The 18,420-nt window shown below is 66.0% G+C and carries 16 protein-coding genes and 2 pseudogenes; 5 read left to right on the top strand and 13 right to left on the bottom strand.

What is annotated here, in order from left to right:
• The 3 genes and pseudogenes from QOD90_RS14600 to QOD90_RS14610 all read right to left on the bottom strand — a co-directional run.
• Positions 1-281 (bottom strand): annotated as a pseudogene (locus tag QOD90_RS14600) (amidohydrolase family protein); the annotation flags it as partial.
• A complete protein-coding gene (locus QOD90_RS14605) occupies positions 278-1,558 on the bottom strand; it encodes an acyl-CoA dehydrogenase family protein (RefSeq protein ID WP_526350872.1) in 1,281 nt (426 codons plus the stop codon). The gene QOD90_RS14605 and the pseudogene QOD90_RS14600, both read right to left, overlap by 4 nt.
• Before the next feature lie 10 nt (positions 1,559-1,568).
• Positions 1,569-2,696 (bottom strand): acyl-CoA dehydrogenase family protein, encoded by a 1,128-nt coding sequence (locus QOD90_RS14610; protein ID WP_526350874.1) that lies wholly within the window; start codon positions 2,694-2,696, stop codon positions 1,569-1,571.
• Between the two features lie 184 nt (positions 2,697-2,880).
• On the opposite strand from QOD90_RS14610, the gene QOD90_RS14615 reads away from it, so the two are divergent.
• Together QOD90_RS14615 and QOD90_RS14620 are read left to right on the top strand one after the other, a co-directional pair.
• Entirely contained in the window at positions 2,881-3,720 is an 840-nt protein-coding gene (locus QOD90_RS14615; RefSeq protein WP_526350875.1) for a hypothetical protein, read from the top strand.
• 62 nt (positions 3,721-3,782) lie between these two features.
• Positions 3,783-5,312 carry an AMP-binding protein gene (locus tag QOD90_RS14620; protein WP_526350877.1) on the top strand — a complete coding sequence of 510 codons (1,530 nt, stop codon included), beginning with the start codon at positions 3,783-3,785 and terminating at the stop codon, positions 5,310-5,312.
• Here QOD90_RS14620 and QOD90_RS14625 read toward each other — a convergent pair.
• Positions 5,290-6,819 (bottom strand): aldehyde dehydrogenase family protein, encoded by a 1,530-nt coding sequence (locus QOD90_RS14625; protein ID WP_526350879.1) that lies wholly within the window; start codon positions 6,817-6,819, stop codon positions 5,290-5,292. The two genes, QOD90_RS14620 and QOD90_RS14625, sit on opposite strands and share 23 nt — an antisense overlap.
• A gap of 150 nt (positions 6,820-6,969) precedes the next feature.
• Between QOD90_RS14625 and QOD90_RS14630 the strand changes: the two genes are divergently transcribed.
• Positions 6,970-7,848 carry a coniferyl-alcohol dehydrogenase gene (locus QOD90_RS14630; RefSeq protein WP_526350881.1) on the top strand — a complete coding sequence of 293 codons (879 nt, stop codon included), beginning with the start codon at positions 6,970-6,972 and terminating at the stop codon, positions 7,846-7,848.
• Positions 7,849-7,943: 95 nt separating this feature from the next.
• Here QOD90_RS14630 and QOD90_RS14635 read toward each other — a convergent pair whose 3' ends face one another.
• The 7 genes from QOD90_RS14635 to QOD90_RS14665 form a co-directional block, all read right to left on the bottom strand.
• Entirely contained in the window at positions 7,944-8,126 is a 183-nt protein-coding gene (locus tag QOD90_RS14635; protein WP_526350883.1) for a hypothetical protein, read from the bottom strand.
• 99 nt (positions 8,127-8,225) lie between these two features.
• The gene (locus QOD90_RS14640) at positions 8,226-9,845 is read right to left on the bottom strand and encodes an MCE family protein (RefSeq protein ID WP_526350885.1); all 1,620 of its coding nucleotides are present in this window, start codon (positions 9,843-9,845) and stop codon (positions 8,226-8,228) included.
• On the bottom strand, positions 9,845-11,182 hold the full coding sequence (locus QOD90_RS14645; protein WP_526350887.1) for an MCE family protein: 1,338 nt from the start codon (positions 11,180-11,182) through the stop codon (positions 9,845-9,847). Before QOD90_RS14645 ends, QOD90_RS14640 begins: the two co-directional genes overlap by 1 nt.
• A complete protein-coding gene (locus QOD90_RS14650) occupies positions 11,179-12,648 on the bottom strand; it encodes an MCE family protein (RefSeq protein ID WP_526350889.1) in 1,470 nt (489 codons plus the stop codon). Before QOD90_RS14650 ends, QOD90_RS14645 begins: the two co-directional genes overlap by 4 nt.
• Entirely contained in the window at positions 12,645-13,727 is a 1,083-nt protein-coding gene (locus QOD90_RS14655; protein ID WP_526350891.1) for an MCE family protein, read from the bottom strand. The genes QOD90_RS14650 and QOD90_RS14655 overlap by 4 nt, the downstream gene beginning before the upstream one ends.
• Positions 13,727-14,752 carry an MCE family protein gene (locus QOD90_RS14660; protein WP_526350893.1) on the bottom strand — a complete coding sequence of 342 codons (1,026 nt, stop codon included), beginning with the start codon at positions 14,750-14,752 and terminating at the stop codon, positions 13,727-13,729. Before QOD90_RS14660 ends, QOD90_RS14655 begins: the two co-directional genes overlap by 1 nt.
• Positions 14,749-15,936, bottom strand: coding sequence for an MCE family protein (locus QOD90_RS14665; protein WP_526350895.1), 1,188 nt, complete (start codon positions 15,934-15,936; stop codon positions 14,749-14,751). The genes QOD90_RS14660 and QOD90_RS14665 overlap by 4 nt, the downstream gene beginning before the upstream one ends.
• A 432-nt stretch (positions 15,937-16,368) precedes the next feature.
• On the opposite strand from QOD90_RS14665, the gene QOD90_RS14670 reads away from it, so the two are divergent.
• Positions 16,369-16,827, top strand: coding sequence for a hypothetical protein (locus QOD90_RS14670; RefSeq protein ID WP_526350897.1), 459 nt, complete (start codon positions 16,369-16,371; stop codon positions 16,825-16,827).
• Between the two features lie 5 nt (positions 16,828-16,832).
• The gene (locus QOD90_RS14675; RefSeq protein WP_526350899.1) at positions 16,833-17,387 is read left to right on the top strand and encodes an Rv2253/PknI dimerization domain-containing protein; all 555 of its coding nucleotides are present in this window, start codon (positions 16,833-16,835) and stop codon (positions 17,385-17,387) included.
• Between the two features lie 465 nt (positions 17,388-17,852).
• Here the strand turns inward: QOD90_RS14675 and QOD90_RS14680 are convergent, their stop codons facing one another.
• Together QOD90_RS14680 and QOD90_RS14685 are read right to left on the bottom strand one after the other, a co-directional pair.
• Positions 17,853-18,170: a DUF732 domain-containing protein gene (locus tag QOD90_RS14680; RefSeq protein ID WP_526350901.1), complete on the bottom strand. Its 318-nt coding sequence runs from the start codon at positions 18,168-18,170 to the stop codon at positions 17,853-17,855.
• A gap of 38 nt (positions 18,171-18,208) precedes the next feature.
• A pseudogene (locus QOD90_RS14685) lies at positions 18,209-18,420 on the bottom strand (ABC transporter ATP-binding protein); the annotation flags it as partial.

The following is an 18,420-nucleotide window of genomic DNA, read 5'->3' on the forward strand; positions in this document are numbered from 1 at the left end:
GCCAGCTCCCGCAGCGACTTGCCTTCGGGGTTGTTGCCCGAGAAGTACTCGGCGAATGCCCCGGGGCGCGCGACGACGTCGAACGTGGGATTGGGGATGTAGTCGCTGATCACGTTGTCGACGGCGATCTTGGTGCGCCCATTCACCTCGACGTATTTGAACAGCCCGTCGTACTTGGCGGGCAAGTGTCGGGTGAAGGCATCCTGGGTTTCGTACAAGTGGTTGTCGGCGTCGAATACCGGAAAGTCGAGTTTGGCCATGGTTCCTCCTGCGTTGGTCATGATCGGGGTCGTTGGATTGCTGCGTTGGTCCGCACGTCCCGGAACGGGCGGTCCCGGTCCTCGGCAGGCTCGCGCGGCATACCGAGGACGCGTTCGCTGATGATGTTGCGGGTGATTTCGGTGGTGCCGCCACCGATGCAGGGCCCCTGGCGGCCGAGGTAGGCCACGCCGAGGTCGCCGGTCGGATCGTCGTCGGTCCAGGCGACCGCACGGTCGCCGGCGATCTCCAGGGCAATGCTGGCCAGTCTGACCCGCATCATCCCGTTCGACAGCCGCGGGATCGAGCCGGCCGCGGCGGGCAGGCGGCCAGTGCGGATGGACGTGGCGATGCGGCCGACGAGCGCGGTGTGCACACGGGTGAGCACCCGCGCTTCCCCGATCAGCTGACGCACCAGGGGATCGGTCGCGCCGCCCGAGTCTTGCGCGAGAGCCGCGGCGCTGACCTGATCACTCTCATGGGCCGCGGTGCGCGGCGCCATCGCATACGGCGAGGAGCCGCTCATCGCCTCCCGCTCGTGCAGCAGCAGCCGCGACGCGACGGTCCACCCGTCGTCGACCTCGCCGAGGACCTGATCGGCGGGGACGGCGACGTCGTCGAAGAATTCCTGGCAGAAGTCGTCGGTTCCGTCGACGTGTTTGATCTGGGTGATGGTGATCCCCGGTTGGTGGACCTTGACCATGAGGACGCTGAGCCCCTTGTGCTTGGGAACATCCCAGTCGGTGCGGGCCACGCACAACGCGTAATCCGACTTCCACGCGTACGTGCTCCAGATCTTCGACCCGTTGATAACGAAGACGTCGCCACGGCGGTCAGCCCTAGTCAGGGCTCCAGCCAGGTCGGATCCGCCGCTCGGCTCGGAGAGGAACTGGACCCACAGTTCCTCCCCCTTGAGCGCGGCGGGGATGAATCGTCTCTTCTGCTCTTCGGTGCCGAAGTCCAGGATCGTCGGCAAGATGATGGTGAAGGTAGGGGTGTTGAACAGCCGGGGCAGTTCGTAGCCGTAGGTCACGTCGATGAACGCGTCCTGATATTCCGCCGGCAGGCCGCGCCCGCCGTATTCGACGGGGTAGCAGAGTCCGGCGAACCCGCCGTCGAAGAGTTTGCGTTGAATCGCCTTGGCGCGGACCACATGGTCGGCGTCGTCGGTCGCGTGCCCCAGGTAGGGGTCGGCGCCGTTGAGGGGTTCCAGGTTCGCGGTCACCCACTCCTTGGCTCTCGCGTGAAAGGTGCCCAGGTCTTCGGCCAGTCCCCCGGGGGTTGCGGTCGCGGCAGTCATGGTTTGTTCCCTATCTGTTGGCGAGGATCGCCACTTGGTCGCGCTGGTGTAGTGGGTCGCCATAGGTCTGCCGATTTACGACGACGCGACGCAGATACAGGTGCAGGTCGTGCTCCCAGGTGACTCCGATGCCGCCGTGCATCTGAATGCAGTCCTGGATCAGCTCCGGGCAGCGTTCGGCGACGTAGGCCTTGGCAACCCGGACGATCTCACCGGCGTCGGGCGTACCGTCCTGGACGGCCCTGGTGGCATCGACAGTGATGGCGTGAGCTGACTCGAGCCACAGCTTCATGTCGGCGAAGCGGTGCTTGAGGGCTTGGTAGGACGCCAGTGCGCGACCAAAGGACGAACGGTCGAACGCGTATTGGACGGTGAAGTCGAAGACTCGGTCGGTCGCGCCCACCATCTCGGCGCACTGCAGTACCAGGGCCGTCTGCAACTGCGCCTCGAACGCAGGCGCGGCGCCACCGAGCACACCGACCAAAGCCGATGAGGGCACCCGCACGCCGTCGAAGACGATCTCGGCGTGTTTGCGGACCAGGTCGAGTCCGTGCAGGGGGCTGATCCGCAGACCGGATGCCGACGACGGCACGAGGAACTGGGACAAGCCCCCGGACCCGGTAGCGGTTACCAGAAGCCAATCGGCCTGCCCGCCGGCATCCACCGGCCGCTTCACCCCGTCGAGGATGAACTCGTCTCCATCGCGACGCGCGCGCAGTGTGATCCCGTCCGGGGTGATGTCACGGCCGGGCTCCGCCACACACCATGCGGCGACCGACTCACCGGAGAGCAGACCAGGCAGGACGTCAGACGCGAGTTCGTCGGAGGCATCGCGCGAAAGGGTCTGCGCGACCACGTTCGTAGCCATCAGGGGCCCCGGGGACACCATCGCGCCCATCTCCTCGGCGACCAAAGCGAGGTCACGCAACCCCGCCCCCGAGACGCTCCCGCCGCCCCAGCGCTCGGCGACGAGCAGCGAGGTCCAGCCGAGTTCCGCCCCGCGCTGCCACCACCCACGGTCAAACCCGGCCGGGTTCTCGGCCAGCGCCCTCACGGCGGTCAACGGCATGGTCGCTTGCAGGAACTCCCCGGTCGTATCCCTCAGCAACTCCTGATCCGGGATCAGCTCAAGATCCACGGTCGGCCTCCATTGCCGCGACGATCCTGATGCGGATCCGATAACGTCATGTTTCTAAAACTAGTATGACTAGTGTTGAAAAAACAACATGCCAAATGCATGTCCAGATGATGGCGTCATGCACGCGGGCCCAACGTCTCGCGTTCAGCGGTGGCATCGCCCACCGGCAGAGAGGTATCGCAGCGTGGTTCGAGACATTCGCGAGGGTCCCGTCGAGGAATACTGGGATCGTCTGCGCGAGATGATGGGACCCGATGGCCTCATCACGTACTGGTACCTCGGTCGGGCGTTCAACCAGGCCGTAGATCCCGATACGGTGCTGCTGCGCCGCGACATGCGGAACAGCGCAGGCGGAATCATGGCAGCGCCATTGGCGATCGCCGCACCTGAAACCGGCGGCTGGCGCGATCGCGAGGCGATCCCCGCGCCCGTCGCCTACGGCCTTCACATCCTCGACGACGCCCGCGACGTCGCGGAGATCCGGGTCGCCCGCAGCACCGTGCGCCGGGGAGCCAAGGTGGGCTTCAGCCGATCGCTGATCACCGACGCCGCCGACTCCGCACGTGTCATCGCCATAACCACCGGGATCGGCGTCACACTCGGCGACGCGCCAGCGTCGTTTCGGCCTGTGGACGTACCGCCGCAGCTACCCGATACCGTCGACCTGCCGCCGCTGCACGTGGTCTTCGGAGCGAAGAGCACCGCCGATGGCTGGCAGTTACCCGCCCTCACCTCTCGTCACGCGTCGACCTCGGCGTCGCTGCACCTGGGCCCGATCCACGTGGTGCTCGAGGCCGCCGCGATGGAGCTGGCCGCCGAACTGGCCGGGGCCGACGCCGTCCAGGTTCGCGACTGGGACGTCCACTTCGTAAGTCCCGGCCGTACCGGTCCGTTCCTCGTGCGGACAGACGGATGGGCCGGGCTCGGCGGGCGGGTGGTGGTCCGCTTCACACTCGTCGACGAGGGCCGCGACAACGCGGTGATAGCGGCAGGCGCAGCGACATTCGCGAGCGGCCCGCAGTGACGGTGTCGGCGGATGATCCCTGGCGATCGCGCTCCGCAACCAGCGCTGACGAGCCGCTCACGTTGCCCCTCGCCATCCTCGCCGCGGCCAGCGCCCGACCCGACCTCCCCGCCACCTTTTGCAGCGCCACGCGCAGCGACACGGTATCGCTCGCCGACCTCGTCGACCGGGCCGCCCGCTGCGCGGCGGCCTTCCGCAGCCTCGGCATACAGCCCGGCGACAGTGTCGCCGTCCAGGTACCCAGCCGGATCGAAGGGGTCGTCGCGCAGGCGGCCGCGGTGCTCGTCGGGGCGGTACTGGTCCCGGTGGTGGCCAGCTACGGCCCACGCGAACTGGGCTTGATCCTGCGGGAGTCGCGGGCTCGGCTGCTGGTGACGCCGGACCGGTGGGGTCGGCGGGACTACCTCGCCGATCTGCACCGCGTCGGCCGCTGCCCCGAGCTGTCATCGGTGGCCGTCATCGGGGACTGCGTACCGCACGGATACCTCGACTGGGCGCAGCTGGTGGACGGCAGCGAACCGTTGTCCACGCAGACAGCCGCCGCGCCGGACGACGTCTGCCTGCTGGTCTACACCTCGGGCACGACCGGGCAGCCCAAGGGAGTGCAGCACACCCACGCCACCCTGCTCGCAGAGCTGCGCACGCGCCTGACCGGCGTCGCGACCGACAGCGTCATCCTCGCGGCGTTCCCGTCCGGCCACGTCGCCGGCACCCTGGGGCTGTTGCGCATGCTGCTCCAGGGAATCCCGCACGTGGTGCTGGACAGCTGGGATGCCGCGACGGCGGCGCGGCTCATCAACGAGCATGGCGTCACCGCAACGGGCGGAACGCCGTTCTTCCTGACGACGCTGCTGGACCTCGCCGGAGAGGTCGACCTCTCCAGTCTGCGTGAGTACGGAGTCGGCGGTGCCAGCGTGCCGCCGAGCGTGATCGAGCGGGCTCACCAGCACGGAATCATGGCCTTCCGCGCCTACGGTTCCAGCGAGCATCCCTCGATCAGCGGGGGCTCGTCGGAGGATGCCCTGGACAAGCGGGCGCACACCGATGGCCGGCTTCTCGACGGCGTCGCGGTCCGGATCGTGGATGACACTCTGCAGGACCTACCTGCGGGCTGTCCCGGCGAGATCCTCAGTCGCGGCCCGGAATTGTTTGCGGGGTACCGTGATTCGGCACTGGACGCCGATGCGTTCCTGCCCGGCCGGTGGTTTCGCACAGGTGACATCGGCGTGCTCGACCCCGACGGCTACCTCACCATCACCGACCGTCGAAAAGACCTCATCATCCGGGGCGGGGAGAACCTGTCCTCGAAGTTGATCGAGGACATCCTGGCCGAACACGAGGCGGTGGCCGAAGCCGCTGTCGTGGCGGCACCAGACCCTCTTTACGGAGAACGGGTCTGCGCCTTCGTGGTGCTGCGGCCCGCAGCCACATTGTCGCTCAACGGCATTCGTGCGTATTTCTCGGTCGCCGGGACCACGCGGCAGCTGACCCCGGAACGCCTCGAGATCGTCGATGACCTACCTCGGACGGCCACCGGCAAGGTGCGCAAGGATGAACTCCGAAAACGCCTCAGCTCCAAGCGATGGACTTGAGTTCGGTGAACTCCTCGATCCCGTGGTGGCCCCATTCTCGGCCTACCCCGCTCTGCTTGAATCCGCCGAAGACGCCGGTGATACCCACGCCGTTGGGCTGTTCGGCTGACCAACCGGGACCGGAGGTGCCCAAAGTCTCGGCGTTGATGGTGGGCGACCCCACCGTCTGCACCATGACGTTGCCGGCCCGGAGTTGGCGCGCGACATTGAAGCCGCGCGCCGTATTGCCGGCAACGACGCCACCGCCAAGTCCATAGATCGAATCGTTCGCGATGCGGATCGCCTCGGCTTCGGTCTTGTAGGTGATGACGGTGAGCACCGGTCCGAAGATCTCCTCCTGGGCGATGCGCATGTCGTTGCGCGCGTTGATGAATAGCGTCGGTTCGTAGAAGAAGCCCTTCGTCAGATGTTCGGGACGTTTGCCGCCGAAGAGGAGTTCGGCGCCCTCGTCGATCCCTGACTGCACGTACCCCTCGACACGAGCGCGCTGCTGCTCGCGGATCAGCGGTCCGATCAGCGTGTCGGGCTCTCGGGGGTCGCCGACCTTGAGCGACGCTGCGGATTTCTTGGCACCCTCGACGTAGGCGTCGAGTAGGTGCTCGGGCAGCAGCAGTCTGGTCTGGATCGCACATCCCTGCCCGGCGTGAATCATCGAGGTAATGATCCCCATCGCGGCGACGTGTTCTTCGGAGACGTCGTCCAAGACGATCGACGCGCTCTTGCCGCCGAGCTCGAGTTGCAGACGCTTGACCGTGGGGGCAGCGGCCGCCATGATCGCCCGCCCGGTCGCCGTGGAGCCGGTGAACGTCACCATGTCAACCAAGGGGTGGGTGGTCAGCTCCTCACCGACCTCAGGTCCGCCGGCGATGACGTTCAGCACGCCGGGCGGAAGTTCGGCGTCCTGAGCCGCTTTGGCGATTTCGAAGGCGTCCAGCGGGGTCCACTGATGTGGTTTGAGCACCACCGTGCAGCCGGCTGCCAATGCCGGGAGCACTTTGACGATGTTGAGAAAGAACGGGAAGTTGAACGGGGTGATGGCGGCCACCACGCCCACCGGTTCTCGAACTACGGCGTTTCCGGCCATTCCAGTCGGGCCGCCGGCCGGCGGAGACACCTCCGTCCAGCGCACCGAAAGCTCCATGGCCTCGGCGATCCATTCGGCGATGTCGATGGTGCCCCGCACCTGAATGATGTCGGCGAGGAAGCCGACCGACCCCGACTCGGCCATCACCAGTTTCTTGAGTACGTCGTGGCGCTCATCGAGGATGGCGGCGAATCGACGCAGCACCGTCGCCCGTTCTCGGGGCGACGTCCGTGGCCAGGGCCCGTCGTCGAATGCCCGCCGGGCCGCCGCGACCGCCGCGTGGGTGGCCTTGAGGCCCGCGTCGGGGACCGAGCCGATGACCTCCTCGGTGGCCGGGTCGATGACCTCTATGACGCCCACCACGTCGTCCGCCGTCCAAGCACCGTCGATGAACATCTTGTCGTAGTCCCACCGGTCACTCACCGCGCACTACCTCCAGCTCGAAAGAAATTCGATCGCCGCTGCACTCGCCGTGGGGCCTAGTGCAGCGGAGTTGATCGTGTCGTGTCACGCTAGCAGCCCATTCTCTTGAAGAGAATGACATGTTTTTATTTCGGCACCTGCTATACCGTCGTGAAGACAGACATCATCTTCGCACCCAACTTGTTCGGAGGACTCATGGAAGACGTACTGGGATACGCGGGACGCCATGTGGTGGTCACCGGCGCCGCGTCCGGGATGGGCGCCGCGACCGCGACGATCCTGACCAACCTGGGTGCGCGCGTCACTGCGCTCGACGTCCGGCGCACCGACGTTCCCGTCGACCAGGTGGTCGAGGTTGACCTGCGCGACCGCGCGTCCATCGAGGAGGCGGCCGCATCGATCGAGGGACCGGTGGATGGCTACTTCGGCTGCGCTGGCCTGCCGGGCCCGCCGTTCTCCGGTCTGGACGTGATGCTGGTCAATTTCGTGGGGGCGCGGCATCTGGTGGACCTGGTGCTACCAAAGATTCCTGCTGGCGGTGCGATCGCGGTGGTTGCGTCCAACGCCGCCATGGGGTGGCAGCTCGAACTGGAGCAGCTGATGGAGCTGGTGGCGACCGATGGATTCGACGAAGGCAAGCGGTGGTGCGAGACCAATGGCGAGATGCTCGAGACGGGGGCATACCCGTTCTCGAAGAAGGCCATCAACGCGTGGGTGGCATCCCGCGGCGCCACCCTGATCTCCGACGGTATCCGGCTCAATTGCATCAACCCCGGTCCCACGGACACCGCGATGATGCCCCACTTCGTCGAGTTCGCCGGACAGAACATCATCGACGCCTTCATCGGCCCGATCCGTCGGCGCTCCACCCCCGAGGAACAGGCGTGGCCACTGATCTTCCTCAACAGCCCCCGGTCGAGCTACATCAACGGCGAAGCATTAGTCACCGACGGCGGGTTCTTCGGCGCAGTGCAATCCGGCCAGCTCGATCTGACCAAGATGTTCGACGCTCCCGGTGCAACCGGGTAGCGACACGGGTCCACCAGCCAGCGGAGGTGTCGGCGTGCCGTATCGAATCATCCAGTGGGGCACCGGCAATACCGGTGCGCACACCTTGCGGCGTCCTACTCGAGGACGAAATCCGAGGTGAGCCACATGCCCACCTTGATGTTCGGCTCGCCCTCGATGATCACCCGGTAGACGTCATCGAGGCCGTACTCGGCGAAGTCCTCGCGACGCAATTTGGTGATGTGTTCGATCATGAGGCGCTCTTCGCCGTCGACCATGCCCTTGATCTCGCACGACATGCTCGAGACGGTGCCCTTGGCAATGCGGCCGAACGGGATGTCGAAGTCCTCGTCGGCGTAGATGACGCGGTGCGCCTCGTCGATGCTGGCGGGTGCGCGTCACTGTCCGCCCAGGACCAGGTCCGTCCAGGCCTCCGGGGCGCCTTGCGCGAGATTCGCCTGGTGGTACAAGTGGCCGTCAGAGCCCATGTACGCCCCCGTGCGCGGGTTGTAGCGCACGACCGCAGCCGACGGCGACGCACCAGTCCCCGTGCCGGTGAAGGAACTCGGCGCGGCTGCCGGGTCCGCAGGCGTGTCAGCGGTCGGTGCGGGCGTATTGGGGGACGGCGAGGCGTCCGGGGGTGTGGCGTCCTGTTCTGGGTCGGCCGGTCCCGGAGGGGTTGCGCCTGGCACCGGCGCGATTCCCGGAGGCAGCGGGGTGCCCTGGATGGGGCCGTAGATGTTGGCGTCGTGATTCACCCGATCGTCGGGGGGGATGCCTTGAGCGATCAGGTTCGGGTCGAGTGGATACGGTCCGAGCGCGTGCTGACGCTCGGCCAACGGGACGAATCCCCTCGGATCGTCACACAGCTGGACCGTCGGTGCCCGCTTGCCCGGGTGGCCCATGCAGGGATAGTTGCGCGCACCCCGCACGGAGATCGGCGAATCCTGCGGCAACTTGCAGTAGAGACCGTCGGGGGTGTCCGTTTCACTGGTGTCGGCCGGCGATCGCCACGTCGATGGGGGCAGAAATCCCACCGTGCAGGCGGGCGGATCGGCGATGGTGGTGGAGAAGTCACCCAACGCGAGTCCGGTGGGATTGTTGACCGGCGCCACCGACTCGATGGCCGAAGCGTACGCCGGAAGCAGGACCAGCAACTGTTGGAGCGACGGGTTGTACGTCACCCCGATCTGACCGATTGCGCCGAGGTTGGCCAACAACACCGGCAGGGTGGGTTTGACGTCGCTGAGCAGCTTGGACACTTCGTCGGCGGCCCCCGGACCCGTCTGCAGCAACGTGCGGATCTGCGGATCGTTGTGGGTCAGCTGGGTGGTGATACCGGCCAGGCTGCGCGTCCAGGTGTGGATCGCCTCGGTGCCCTGAGCTTGCGAATCCAGCAGCGGCCCACTGTCGTCGATCAGCGCCCGGGTCTGGTCGGCGACCCCGTTGAGATCGCCGGTCACCTTCCCCGTCGAGTCGAGTAGTGAGCCGAAGTCGTACCCGGCACCGTCGAAGGCCTTGAAGGACTCGTCGAGCAGCTGCCCGAACTTGTCCTGCGGGATGCTGCCGACCAGCGCGTTGAGCTGATCGAGCATCGGTCCGACCTGTTGGGGAATCACGGTGTCCGACAGCGGAATGACCGACCCGTTCTGCAGATAGGGCCCGGAGTCACCGTGCGGCTGAAGATCGACGTACTGTTCGCCGACTGCCGAGATACTGCGCACCTGCGCGGTCAGCGCGGACGGGACTCTCGGCGAGGTGTTCAGCGAGAGGGTCGCCTCCACGTGTTTGTCGTCCGTGACGTCGACGTTAGTCACCGTGCCGATCTGCACCCCGCGGTAGGTGACGTTGCTGAGTCGGTAGAGCCCACCGGAGGCCGGCAGTTCCAGCGTGACGGTGAAGTGGCCGATGCCCAATATGGTCGGCACTTGCATGTATCCCAGCACCATTACCGCGATGCCGACGACACCCGCGACGGTGAAGATGATCAGCTGAGTGCGAACGAAACGCGTCAACATCAGCCACCACCCCCCGCAGGAGCCGGCGGACCCGGCGGAGCGGGCGCGGTGGCCGGGGCAGGCGGCTCGGCCGCCTGCGCAGGGGACCCGCCGTAGGGCCCCGCGAAGATCGGCGGCGGATCCCCCTGGGGTCCAATTACTGCCTCGCCGGGCACCCCCGTTGGTAGTGGGGCCGAGCCCACCGCGGCCGGTGGCGGGCTGCCCACTGGAGCCGGGGGTGCCCCGGTGATCGGGAACGTCAGCGGGTCGTAGGTGTAGCGCAGGTAGTACGGATCCCCGGGGGCCGGCACCAGGGCTTCCCCGGGCTGACCCCACCGGGTGCCCAGCAGCAACGAACGCTTGAGCCGGGGGACGGTCAAGTCCAGGACCGCGAAGAGATTCATGTAGTCGCCGCGTAGCCCCCGGTCGATGAGGTTCTGGCTCAGCGGGAACACCCCCACCGACGCCAGCGCCTGGTCGAGTCCGTCACCCACGTCGGCTAGGGCGCGGATGGTGGGGTCCAGGTTGCGCAGATTCGTCACCAAATCACCTTGGCTGTCGTTGACCAGCCGGGTGGCGGTGTCACTGAGTGCGCCCAGCTTGCCGAGTGCGGTGGTGAGGCGCGGGCGTTCGGTGCTCAGCACGTCGAGCGCGGGGGGAATCTTCTGCAGCGCAGCCGAGATCACGTCGCGTTGGCCGGCGAAGGTACCGGCGAGTCGGTTCAGCGCGGCGATCGCGGCGATCATGTTCTCGCGTTGCCCGTCGAGTGTTCCGACGAAGTTCGACAGGCGCGTCAGCAGATCTCGGACGTCGCCCTGCCGCCCGGACAGTGCGGCGTTGAAGTTGTGGATGACGTCGCCGATCTGCCCCAGGCCGCCGCCGTTGACGACCGTCGACAGCGACGACAGCGCTTGCTCGGTGGAGGGATACGTTGCCGAATCCTGCAGCGGCAGCGTCGCGCCCGGCGCGAGCCGCCCGACGGGTGTCTGACCGAGCGGGGGGTCCAGCGACAGGTGCAATGTACCGAGCAGACTGGTCTGCCCGATGCTCGCCACCGCGTTGGCGGGGACCACGACATCCGGTTTCACCGATATGTCGACGTCGACGTGCCAGTGCGAGAACGTCATCTTTCCGACTGCGCCGACCACGACGTCGTCGATCAATACCGGCGAATTCGATTCCAGCGTGCCGATGTTGGCGAACTCAGCGTGATAGACGTGGGCGTCCGATCCTTGACCGACCGTGCCCGGCAGCGGCAGGGAATTCACGCCGTGGAACGCGCACCCCGTCGCCACCGCAATCACGCAGCCCGCCACTAAGACCAGGCGGGCCATCGGTTTCGCGATCCGGTCCATCATGATGGCACCCCTTCGGCGGGGAGCAGCAACTGCGGCAGTGTCGGGGTAGGCGCCGGTGCCGGCTCCTGCTCGGGCGGGGCCGATGGTGGCGGTGACTGCGGCACCGCGACGGGAGGCGGATCGGGCAGCGGCGCGCCGGGGAACCGGGCGGGTGACGGGGCGGCCGGGAGGTGATCGGGTGCGGTCGGACCGGGAGCGACCACCGGCGGCGGCACGTCCGCCGGCGCGGGGAACGGGTTGTCCGCCGATCCGGTGTACGCCGACACCGGGAGCGGGGCGTCCGGCGGTCCTGGCGGCGGACCGCTGCCGCCGGGCGCCAGCGCCGGATCGCTGTAGAGGACGTTGGCCGGCGACTTCGTCAGGAACGGGTTCACCGGGAACGGAAGGTAGTTGAAGTTGGGCAGCCGCAATGCGGGGCCGAGGGTCTGCGCACACAATTTCGACGTCTCGGCTGAGGTCGCGTCGGCGACTGCGGCGATACCGTCGCAGACGAACCTGCTGGGGTCGGCGAAGTTGTTCAAGACGAAGGAGCCGACGAAGCTACCGGCGTCCGGGTTGTAGATGTTGTATCCGTTGGCGATGGCGTTGGGTGCGACGTGCAGGATGTTTTCCACGTCGGTCTTGTGGTCGACGAGATTCTGGGTAACGTCGGCCAGCCGCCGGATCTGTTCGGCGGTTTGGTTGCGGCTACCGCCGATGAAGCGTTGGACGTCGCCGACGGCGACGGACAGGTCCGTCAATGCCGCGTCCAATCCTGGCGTAGCGTCGTTGAGCACACTGGCCAGCGTGGCGAATCGGTCCTGAAAGGACACGATTTGCTCGTTGCTGTCGCGCAGCGCGGTGACGAAGGTCTGCAGGTTCTTGATGGTCTCGACGAGGTTGCCGCTGCCGTCGGCGAGGATGCGTCCCACCCCGGAGAGCTCCGCCAGCGTCTTGCGCAGTTTGTCGCCGTTGCCGGCCAGCGCGTCGGCGGCACTGTCGATGAACCGCGACACCGAGGTGCCCGGCACGTCGGTGCGGGGTCCGAGATCGGTTGCCAGCCGCATCAATTGGCTCTTCACCTCGTCCCACTCGACGGGGATCGCGGTCCTCTCGACGGGAATCACCGCGCCGTCGAGCATGGTCGGGCCGCTGGCGGCGTAGGCGGGGGCCAGCTGGACGAACCGGGCGGCGACGAGGCTCTGAGCGACGATCACCGCTTTGGCGTCCGCGGGGATCGGTACACCATGGTCGACGTCGATCGTCATCCTGGCTTGGGTGCCGGCCGGCTCGATGGCGGTGATGGTGCCGACCTTCACCCCGAGGACCCGCACCTCGTCGCCGGGGTAGATTCCGGTGGCGCTGGTGAAGTACGCGGTGACTCTGGTGAGCCCGAAGTAGCTTTGGCGCACTAGGAAGGTCGCGCCGCCGACGAGCAGCAGCACCAGGACGCCGGCCAACAGGACCGCCCGCCTCGTCCGGCTCATCGTGAGCCTCCCGGAATCCCGTTGTAGGGCAACGGGAGTTCGGCTCGCGGCCCGGCATTGTCGGGTGGGCGGCCGGCGTTGACGCCACGCCGGAACCCGAACGCGTAGTCCAGGAACGGCTGCAGGAGCTGCAGGGGTGACAAGTTGGGTTCGTAGGCGTTGTAGTAGAAGCCGTTGGATACCGACTCACCCTGGGTGACTTGATATTTCGCCAGCCCGGGCAACGCCTTGGCGATGTTGTCGCGGTTCTTCTGCAGCATCGCGGTGACTGAGTTCAGCTTGTCCAGTGTGGGCGCGAGGACCTTCTCGTTGTCGGCGACCAGTCCGGAGAGCTGCCGCGCCACCGCACCGATGCTGGTGATCAGCTCGACGATCGCCTCGCGCCGGTCGGTGAGCACCCCGAGCAGGTCGTTGGCGTCCAGGATCAGGGTGTTGAGTTGTTGGCTGCGTTGCCCAAGCACACCGCTGACCTGACCCGCACTGGCCAGCAACTGTCGCAGGGTGTCGTTGCGGCCGTTGAGCGCGCGCGACAACCGCGTCAAGCCGTCGAACGTCGAGCCCAGCTGGGGGGCGATCTGATCGATGGTGTCGGCCAGGGTATCCAGGGAGGCGTTGACGGTGTCGGTGTCGGTGCCCGCCGTATTCGTGGTCAGGTCGCCGACCGCTTGTGTCAGCGAATACGGCGACGAGGTCCGCGACAACGGGATCACGTCGGAGGAATTGAGGCGCTGGCTGCCCGCCGATTCGACGACGAGGACTCGCTGACCCAGCAGGGTCCCGGTGCGGATATGTGCCGTGGTGTCCGAGCCGAGCCGGATCTTGCCGTCGATGGTGAAGGTGACCAGTACCTTGTCGGCGTCGAGCGAAACACTGCTGACCGTGCCGATCTTCGTCCCGGATAGCCGCACCGCGTTGCCCGCTGTGAGTCCACCCGCCTCGGCGAACAACGCCTGATACCGGATGGCCGTCGCCCACGACTTCAGCGTCTCGGGCTGCAGCCCCACGGCGATGACCAGCATTAGGAGGACGATGCCGATGATTCCCGGCCGAACGAGTTGAGACCCGCGGTATTTGATCATCAGGACTCTCCGCACCTGCCAGTGGTCTGTTTGACCCACGGGAACACCGCGGTGCGGCCCTGCTCATCGGTCACGCGGAAGGACAATTCGCAGAGGTAGTAGTTGAACCAGGCGCCGTAGGAGCCGAGACGAACCAGTTTGCGGTAATTGTCGGGTGCCTTCTGCAGCGCGGTGTCGACGAGCACCTTGTGCTCATCGAGCAGCGGCGCCAGCCGGTTCAGCTGTGCAACCGTGCCCGCCAGCGGGGGCCGGGCGGCAGTGAGGAGCTCGGCGATCGAGGCGGTTCCGGTGCTCAATGAGTCGATGGCGGTACCGATCGGGTCGCGGTCGTGGGCGAGTCCGCTGACCAGTCGCTGGAAGCGGTCGATGGCTCCGGAGAACTTGTCGCCGTCCTTGGCGAGCGTGGCCAACACCGTGTTGAGGTTGTCGATCAGTTGCTGGATCACCTGATCGTTGTCGGCCAGATCATTGGAGAACGACGCAGTACTGGACAGCAGCGAATTCAGTGTTCCGCCCTGTCCTTGGAACACCTGCAACAGCGATGCCGTCAAGGCGTTGACGTCCTGCGGGTTGAGGCCGGCGATGACCGGTTTGAGGCCGCCCAGCAACTGGTCGAGGTCCAGCGCCGGCGCCGTCCGGTCGATGGGGATCTGCGAGCCGGCGGGCAGGAGGCGGGTCGATCCTGGGCCGTCGGCGAGTTCGAGGTAGCGGTCCCCGACCAGGTTGAGGTAACGGACGGCGGCCTTGCTGCCGGTGGTGAGTTCGACGTCGCGGTCGGCGTCGAACGTCGCGACGACGGTGTTGTCCGGTTGGACCGCGACGTTGTTCACAGTGCCGACGCGTATCCCGGAGGCTCGGACGGAGTCACCGGCCTGCAATCCCGATACGTCGCGGAAGACCGCTGAGAAGCTGTTGGTCGTCCCGGTTCGGTATTGGCCGAAGATGACGAACAGCGATGCGGTCAGCAGGGCCATCGCGGTCGCGAAGGCGCCGAATTTCACGATCATTCGGTTCTGGGGGCTCATCCGGGTTGCCCGATTTGCGCAGTGTTGCGGGGTGGCCCGTCGATGGGTCCGAACAGCGCCTGCTTGAGTGCGTCGGAATTGGGCAGGATCCCTTGGTTTCCATATTGTGCGGGGTTGGCGCCGACGTCGGCGATGAGGAACGGCGGGCGGGTGTTCGGGGGGACCGTGGGCAGACCCAGACACTGCGGACCGCCCGAGGCGGCTACCTTCGGCATGTCGGCCGGGTAGCGATAGCGTTCCAGGCCCAGTTCGAATCCGATCGAGACCACCACTCCGGGCTCCTGCAGCGGGGGCTCCCCTGCCAGGCGGCTGATCCCGGCGAGAGTGCAGGTCAGCGCCTCGTTGTAGCGATTGGTGAGGTCAGTGGTTGGCACCAACAGGTGCAGCAGGTCGGTCAGCGGTTGGCGGTTGGATCCGATCACGTCGTTGCCGATGTCGCCAAGTCCGATGGCGCTGATCAGGACTGCGTCGAGGTTGTGTTGCTCATCGACGATGGTCTGGCTGAGTACGGTCGCGTTTCCTGCCGTGCTCAGCAGGTCTGGTGCCGCGTCGGCGTAGGTGTTGAGGACCGTCGGCGCCACGGAGATGTCGTGGTTCAGATTCAGCAGACTGGGATCCAGGGTCGCCAGCAGCTTGTCCAAGTCGCTGAGTGCCTGACCGAACTTCTCGCCGCGACCGTCGAGCGCCGAGGAGATGGCGCCCAGGGTGGCGTTGAGCTGCTCGGGCTGGATCTTCGACAGCACCGAGGTCAGCTGCTCGAAGATCGTGTTGAATTCGACGGTGACGCGCCCGGCGTCGAGGACCTGGCCAGGCTTGAGCGATTGCGGCGAAGGATCGGCTGGGGGGACCAATTCCACGGACTTGGCGCCGAACACCGTCGTCGAGCTGATGTCGACGAGCACGTTGGCCGGAACCTTGGCCAGCCGCTCCGGATCCATTTCCAGGTGCAATTCGGCTTGGCCGTTGGGAGCGTCGGTGATGGAGGCGACCCTGCCGATCTGCACGCCCAGCAGTTTCACCTTGGCGTCGGGGTTCATCACCAGGCCCGCACGCGGCGACATCACCATGACCGGGACGCTCGCGTTGCCCCCGCCCTGGAACAGATAGATGGCGAGCGCCGCGATCGCGATGATCGCGACGACGGTGCCAAGACCGGCAAGGGGCCGCACGACGTTGCGGTTCATGGCTGCCCGGCGAACCGTCGGATTCGCTGACGCGGTCCCCCACCGTCGCCGCTGTCGCCCGCTGCGACGTTGGTATGCCGTTCAGCGTCTCGTGCGTTGCTCACCGAGCCTCCTGTCGGTAGCGGTTTCCTCGAAGTAGTTCGCTGCCTATCAGCACCTGCACGGCAGACTACATTGTGGCGAAACTATCACTGTCGCATTTCGACACATATAAGGTGCTGATTATCGAACCTGAAAGGTGTACAGATGTGCGTGACATGTCTACGTCAGCGTCAGGCGACGTACCGACGCCAGGACGTCGATACGGGATGCGCCTGTCGCTACGGCCCAGCGTTGACCGTTTCTGGAGAGCCTTGGGGTTACTTAGACCATCCCACTGGGCGCACAGACAGCCGCCGAATCCTCCGGGGCCATTACGAAGTTAGACGCGCCATGAAGAAGGCTCTCGCGGGCGTGGTAGGCGCTGCGCTGGTCTCGCTCGCGACCGTCATCGCGCCGCCCGCCAGCGCCGCCAACCCGATCGGTAACTTCGACCTGAACATTCCGGACAGGTTCGACTTCCACACCTGGGCGTGGTCGGTGACGCCCTGCATCAACGGTGGCACGCCGCCGCCTGCCTGCATTCACGTGTTCGGGATCGGCAGGCCCAATGCAAAGGCGTTCAACTACTCCGCCGATGCCCAACTCGCCGGCGGCAGCTACACGCTCGCCGTCGATGACCCGTACGGATTACGTTGCGGGAACGTCTATTACGGCCCCACAAGCATGACCCATGACGTCTACTCCTGGGATGCGAACACGATGGCCGGGACCCTTGACTCGTCCTTCGACGCGGGCTGCGACGGCGCCCCAGGGACGTTGAGCTATCCGATCTCCCTGTCACGGTTGTGAGAAGCATGCCGACGTTTCGGACACCCTTGGCAACGAAGTTCCCGCGTCGCGCGCCGGGACTCGCCGCGACGATCCTCGGAGTGGCCGCGACGCTCGTCTTCGTCGCGACGCCTCCAACCGCCGCCGCCCAACCCGACGACGGCAGCCTCAACGGTCGCTACATCGCCACGTCGAACGGCGACTGGGCACAAACCAACGATCAATTCCGCAATGAGTCGAGCGTCCGGAGCATTTGGATGATCTCGTCGACCTGCGTCGATCCCACCGACTGCACCGGGACCATGACCAGCGACCTTGGATGGACTGCCGACATCGACAAGAAGTCGGGTATGTGGTTTGTCCGGCATCCGATACCCGGCTGGCAGCGGTGCCCCGACGGCAGCGCTGCCGACGGATTGCAGTTATTCCGTTTCTACGCCGGAGACCCACTGACGGGCCAGGCGTCGCCGTCTGGTTCCAACACCTATCTCGGTGACGACATCACGTCCTCCCCCAGCGGTGCCTGCGGCATCAACAAACAACTCGTGATCGACATGCCGTTCAAGATGGTTGCCGCCTAACGAGTCGTCCGGTGATCAGGAAATTCGCGTCACATTTCGAGCCCGTCGACGCGGCTACGACCAACGCTCGGTGTCATCGCCGCGAGGCGCTGGCAGGCCGCACGAACGTCGCATATGGCCGCACTGTGTTTGTGAGACGCGCCGTGCCAGGAAGTCAAGCGTTCCGTCGCGGCGATGCAGGACACGGCGGATGACGTGCGGGAGTGGCCGCGGTACGTAACTTGCTTTTTATACCTCTGAACTGCGGTTTCTAAGTGGAGCTAAAGGGATTCGAACCCCTTGCATTTCCTGCGAAAATGGGCTCTGAGCTGCGACGAATGTTCGATGGTGGTGTTACGCGCGTCTTCTGTGTCCTGCGGTTATGCGTCGCTGTGTTACGCGACGTAACAGTCCTGCGGTTGCGGTCCTGAGTTGGATAGGGCCGCCTTGAACATGGAGTCTCAGAAAGCAGTCCCGTGACCGCGGCTAAGCCGGTGGTGGTCGGTAGCCCGCCGCCGAATTGCGCAGCTGCCAGATCTGCGCCGGGCACAAGATCCCCACGGCGTTCGAAACCAGGTAATTGGCCGCGAACTCGTCATCGGGAGTCACGTCGTTCTTCACATCCCCCATCACCTGCGGGTAGCCCTCGCCGCTTGTGACCTTGTTGCAGATTCCGTAGCCGTAGCCGATGGCGTCGTTGTTCGGAAAGTCGTAATGCCGCCGCACCATCACGTCGTAGGTGTACTCCACCTCGGGCCCAGGAACGGCGTGCGCCGGCGCTTGCGAGACAATACCGAACGCCATCCCTACGACAATCACTGCGATCAACGACCTTCGACAGCTCACGGTGTCACTCCTTGCGGCACTGGGATGGACGCCGTCGGAACTAGATCGTCCTCAGCACCGGTACGGTGCCGCGCAGTGCGTTCGAGATCCTTGCGGATGGCTTCCTGGGCCGCGGGCGGCAGGGTGTGCATGATCTCGCGCACCCGAGCCTGGCGACGTCCGACGGCCTTGCGCTCCGGCATGCCCGGGGTCGCGTTGACCTGCGGCG

Origin of the sequence: Mycobacterium sp., from assembly GCF_032161845.1 — a bacterium.
Taxonomy (GTDB): Bacteria; Actinomycetota; Actinomycetes; order Mycobacteriales; family Mycobacteriaceae; genus Mycobacterium.